A 3,407-nucleotide genomic window follows, 5' to 3' on the forward strand; every position below is an offset into this window, starting at 1 on the left:
TAAAGCAAAAGGGGGTAAATCGCTCGACTAATATCGAGCAATTTACCCCCTGATTGTTAAAAGCGGACTTTTTCAGTGCCCTCAGTTAAAATGAGTGCTTTTTAAATAAAAGAGAAATAATGATTTTTACTTAGCTTTACTCTGATTTAAGAAATTTTGTTTCAATTAGTCGCACCAAATTTTGAATGTCCTGCTTAGTTGCAGGATGTGAGTTTGGCTTCAATTTATATCCAATTTGCCCATTCACTTCTAATGTCGCCCACTCTACATCGTCAATTGAGGTTATTCCCAACTGGTGTAAACGCATTTTTAGATTTTCAGTTGTGAGACGAGTCTTTTTCATGTTTCCTATATTTAAGATCCCATCTTCATTAATGATAGTTGGCTTACCAGTTAGTAATAATTCTAATGAATCTAATTTAAATTTAAGAAACTGAAACACAAATACTGTTAGTATAAGTATAGAAGCAACACCAAAACTTGTCCAAATACCCTTATTTTCAATTGGACGACTTAGTAATGGACCAATTGTACTCATTAAAACAAGTTCAGAAACCGTCAATTTAGAAATAGAGTTTCTTCCAGCTATTCTTAATAAAAGCGTTCCCATGATAATAATTAGCACTGCTTTCCAAACAATATCAAGTTGCATATAATCATCCTTTTTAACTTAATTTTCCAAAGTGAGTTACAAAATATTCAATATAAGAGCTTACTCTTTGCGCTATCTCTACCATGAAAATAAACTTCTCTATCACCGAAAAAACGATACCAAAGAAGACCAGTCTCATTCGTTAAAAAAATGGAGAGAGCCTCAATTCATTGATCTATGGATTGGAGTGACTAGATTAAAAATCAGTATGGACAGTTCAGTATATTTTCATTCTCATTGGTGAAGCGCTGATATTTGCGCTTCATGAATGGCTAACGAGTGCTCTATTTCAACAGGGAGTAGAGCTTTTCTTGTTCAACCAACGGTACAGGAGAGTGAAAGAAGGATTTAATTAATTTGTATGGAATATATTACCTTTAAGAGTTTGATATTGTTGTAATATTCACATTGTTATTGATCATTTAGTATAAAACATTCAGGAGGAGATTTAAATGCCATTAAAAGCAGGAGATTTAATTACGTTTGAACGGACTTTTACAGTAAGGGATGTTGAATTATTTACTGAGATTTCAGGTGATGAAGGGATTCATCATATAACCCCAGATGAACAGGGAAGACTTGTAATTCAAGGGTTATTAACGGCAACTCTTCCAACAAAAATAGCTGGAGATAATAACGTACTGGCTCGTAGTACGCATTTTGAGTTTTTAAGACCTGTGTTTACTGGAGATACAATAATTTGTGAATTTAAAATTGAAAAATACGAAAGGCAAGAAAATAATAGAACAGCTTTTATTGCAACCTTTTTATGCAAAAACCAGCATGAAAAAGAAGTATTAAAAGGGGATGTTTCAGGCGTAATACTTTAAATTCTTTAAACTTTCTTCAATTAACGGGTGCGATAGTGAAGTAACCTGTCATAACATAGCGATATTTTGGATTAGAGGGATTCTTAATGAACAAAAAGAAAAAGAAAAATTTGCAAGCATTGGTATGGGCATTAATAGCAGTTTCCTTGTTTATAATTTGGTGGTTAACCAGATAAACGACATAATAACGGGTAGTTTGTGGAAATATGTACTTAAAGTAACAGGTGCATTAAGTTAAGATCAAGCTGCCATAATTGGTGGCTTTTTTATTTTTCATGTATCCAGCATAAGAAGCTCTTATGTGTGATAACGCCATCTAAAATCGGTGTATTTTTTATGCAAAAAAACCACCCGTAAGGATGGTTTCGATGAAGGAAGGTGCATGAATCACAACATACTTTAAGATACGCTTGGAAGATGTTGGTGAATGAGCAATATATCTCGAGTTAAAGTAATAAAAAAAATCCGTAGTAGGTTCGGGCTAAGGATGAGTATAAGAATAAGGGTGGTTTACCCTACTCTTAAATGTATGCTTATCTATTAATAATTGAACTAAGAACTAACGGGGCAGGTTAGTATAACAAGCAAAAGTGATTCAATAAAATAATAGGTCTTGTTTTCAAGGAGGTAAAACATGGATTACATTTCACCGAAAGAAGCAGCGTTAAAGGTGAAACGGTGGCCTAAAGATACCATAGTGGCGGGGCGTCGTCATACCGTTGGTCTAAAATCGGACGGAACGGTGACGGCTGTGGGTGATAATAAATATGGCCAATGTAATGTAAGCGGTTGGCTCGATATTGTGGCTGTCGCGGCTGGTAATGTTCATATGGCGGCGAACACGGGTAATGCTCATACAATCGGTCTTAAATCGGACGGTACTGTGGCAGCTGTGGGTTGGAATAAGCATGACCAATGCGATGTAAACGACTGGTGCGATATTGTAACGGTTACGGCGGGGTGGTGTCGTTCCATTGGGCTTAAATCGGATGGTTCGGTTGTAGCTGTGGGCCGAAATAATGAAGGTGAATGCAATGTAAACGGCTGGCATGATATTGTGGCGGTCGCGGCGGGTGACTGGCATACCATCGGTCTTAAATTGGACGGCACGGTGACGGTTGTGGGTAATAATAGGTATCGCCAATGCAATGTAAGCGACTGGCGCGGAATAGTGGCGGTTGCGGCGGGTTATCTTCATACTGTTGGGCTTAAATCGGATGGCACGGCGGTTGCTGTGGGTCAAAATAAGGTAGGCCAATGCGATGTTAGCGACTGGCACGGAATTGTGGCGATAGCGGTGGGTAGTAGTCATACCATCGGCCTAAAATCTGACGGTACTGTGGCGGCTGTGGGCTGGAATGAGTATGGTCAATGCAATGTAAGTGACTGGTGCGATATTGTAGCAGTTGCGGCGGGTTGCGCTCATACCATCGGTCTTAAATCGGACGGCACGGTGGTTGCTGTGGGTAATAACGAATATGGCCAATGCGATGTAAGCGGCTGGCGCGGCATCCAACTGCCTGGCAATTAGTTTTCGGGAAAAAAGGATACAGTTCCTGCAACTAGTAAATCAAAAAAAGGATTAAACATAAAAGGTAAAAATTCCTACTTCAGCTAACGGGTACTTGTGCGGCCGAGCCTAGGTCGTATCATCCTAGTAAGGGTCATGAACTACCCAATAAAAAGGCTCCTTCTACTCGACTACTTCAATAAGGGAGTAAAGTCTTTTTTCTTGTTCAACTAACGAACAGAATACTTGAAGAAGGTGTTCCCAGGTTCCTATGGCCTTCTCTTTTTAGTGCAAATAACAGAGCAGGTTAAAGGGCATCCTTGAGGTTGCCCTTTTTGTGTGCGCTTGGCAGCGCTTCGCTCTAATGGGTGAAAGTCCCTAACATGCCGTTGTGGCGGAAATGTATAGCTGACAG

Annotated in this window: 3 protein-coding genes; 2 read left to right on the plus strand and 1 reads right to left on the minus strand. The window is 39.1% G+C overall.

Annotation, left to right across the window (positions count from 1 at the left end):
* Window positions 1–136 precede the first annotated feature (136 nt).
* Window positions 137–652, minus strand: coding sequence for a DUF421 domain-containing protein (locus TR08_RS09910; protein WP_045517909.1), 516 nt, complete (start codon window positions 650–652; stop codon window positions 137–139).
* Between the two features lie 452 nt (window positions 653–1,104).
* Between TR08_RS09910 and TR08_RS09915 the strand changes: the two genes are divergently transcribed.
* On the plus strand, window positions 1,105–1,482 hold the full coding sequence (locus TR08_RS09915) for an enoyl-CoA hydratase (protein ID WP_045517911.1): 378 nt from the start codon (window positions 1,105–1,107) through the stop codon (window positions 1,480–1,482).
* A gap of 634 nt (window positions 1,483–2,116) precedes the next feature.
* Window positions 2,117–3,013 carry an RCC1 domain-containing protein gene (locus TR08_RS09920; RefSeq protein ID WP_045517913.1) on the plus strand — a complete coding sequence of 299 codons (897 nt, stop codon included), beginning with the start codon at window positions 2,117–2,119 and terminating at the stop codon, window positions 3,011–3,013.
* The last annotated feature ends 394 nt before the right edge of the window (window positions 3,014–3,407 follow it).

The organism is Neobacillus niacini (genome assembly GCF_000759675.1).
GTDB classification, from domain to species: Bacteria; Bacillota; Bacilli; order Bacillales; family Cytobacillaceae; genus Neobacillus; species Neobacillus niacini_A.

Bases quoted from the DNA above. Each gene is read 5' to 3' on its own strand.
- TR08_RS09920 (WP_045517913.1), top strand. From the start codon at position 2,117: ATGGATTACATTTCACCGAAAGAAGCAGCGTTAAAGGTGAAACGGTGG.
- TR08_RS09915 (WP_045517911.1), top strand. From the start codon at position 1,105: ATGCCATTAAAAGCAGGAGATTTAATTACGTTTGAACGGACTTTTACA.
- TR08_RS09910 (WP_045517909.1), bottom strand. From the start codon at position 652: ATGCAACTTGATATTGTTTGGAAAGCAGTGCTAATTATTATCATGGGA.